The following is a 1,690-nucleotide window of genomic DNA, read 5'->3' as shown; positions in this document are numbered from 1 at the left end:
GGGTCAGTGAACTGCGCCCTGTCAAGTGGACAGTGAAAAAATAAAAATCTATGCCGCAGCCTGGTACCTATATTCTAACGGTGCTAGGCTGTTTAATTTCGTTTGGTATCGTTCTTCATTATAAAATTCCATATAAGCGTCAATATCGTCCACTAATTCTTCATAGCTCGTGTAATGCTTTAGGTCATAACATTCGCATTTAAAATGACCAAAGAAGCTTTCAATCGGTGCGTTATCAATACAATTGCCTACACGTGACATACTGCGGGTCATCCCAGCTTCCGTCGTAAGGTAACGATATTCCTTTGATGTGTATTGTGAACCACGATCGCTGTGAATTAAAGGGGTTGCGTCAGGATTTGCCTCTATAGCTTCTTTTAGCGTGTTCATAACCAAAGGATTGTCATTATAGCGCCCAACCTGATAGGCGACAATCGAACCGTCATAAAGGTCCTTAATGGCACTTAAATAAGCCTTGTTACCAAAGCCATACGTCATATGCGTGATATCCGTTACCCACTTCTCATTCGGTTTCTCCGCAGTAAATTCACGATTTAAAATATTTTCTTCAATATTGATATAGCTTGTCTTCGTGGAATAGCCATTCGATCGACGAATATGCGATTTTAAGCCCATTTGAATCATTAAGCGTCGAATTCTTTTCTCGTCATATTGTTTCTTATATTTGCGATTGATCGCCATGGTTATTCGACGATAGCCGAAGTTACCGTTATACTTTCTGAATTCCTCTTTCACTTTTTTCATGAGCCATTCATTTTCCCTTTGTCGTTCCGTAGGTTTATGTTTCAACCATTTATAGTACCCGGATCGGGATACATCTAAAATTTCACAGAGTAATAGAATGGGTATTGTTGTCTCCTTGTGATAGTCATGAATCGCTTGAAATTTAGCTAGGTGTTTACCTAGTCGCGCTGCCCCATCCCCCTTTCGATTTCCTTCAACTTTTTTAATAAGCCATTTTCCGCCTCTAAATACTGATTACGGTGTTCCAGTTCTTTAATACGAAGTTGTAATTTCTCTTCTTCGGTAAGGCTAGCCTTTGATTCTAGAGTTTTTCCACGACGATCCTGAAGACCCTGTTTCCCATCTTTTCCATATTTACGTACCCAGCTATATACTTGTTGATAAGAAACGTTATACTTTTTAGCCGCCTCATGATAATTGCATTCGTTCGCAATCGTATATTGGACAATTTCAATGCGTTCTTGAAGTGTGGTTTTACGCCCTTTATTCATTGCTTCTCTTCCTCCAGTGGATTTAAATTCTTTTCCACTAGTATAATGCTTTACCCACCGGGATAAAACAGAACGACTTGAGATATCGAATTTTTTGCAGGTTTCTTCTAAGTTCCCCTCATGGTTCAAGTAAAACTCGACTGCTTGCATCTTCAATTCTTTAGAGTACGTTTTCGGACCTGTTGATTCCTTTAAACCCTCTACACCATGTAGTTGATATTTGCGAATCCAAGCCTGAATGGTAGTGTGGCTAACAGTGTATTTTTTTGCAACAACACTATCGGGCATCTTTCCCTCGAGCACATACAATACAGCTTGAATCTTTTCATCCAATGTGTGTTTCATTACTCGCTTAGACATAATAAATGCTCCCTTTTATAGTAATAGAGATTTTTTATTATTTCTCTGTCTACTATAAAGGGAGCATATCACAG

General features: G+C 39.0%; 1 protein-coding gene. It reads right to left on the bottom strand.

Going from position 1 to position 1,690, the window contains the following annotated elements:
- Positions 1-48: 48 nt before the first annotated feature.
- Positions 49-1,616, bottom strand: a protein-coding gene (locus tag GN217_RS18490) for an IS3 family transposase (RefSeq protein WP_156858110.1) whose coding sequence is annotated in 2 segments (ribosomal slippage) — positions 49-956 and positions 956-1,616 — 1,569 coding nt in all. Because the reading frame shifts where the segments join, the coding sequence is not laid out codon by codon here.
- Between the last annotated feature and the right edge of the window lie 74 nt (positions 1,617-1,690).

Origin of the sequence: Oceanobacillus sp. AG, from assembly GCF_009746545.1 — a bacterium.
Lineage (GTDB): Bacteria > Bacillota > Bacilli > Bacillales > Amphibacillaceae > Oceanobacillus > Oceanobacillus indicireducens.
The sequence above is the reverse complement of the archived record's forward strand: the minus strand, read 5'-3'. Positions and strand labels throughout refer to the sequence as shown.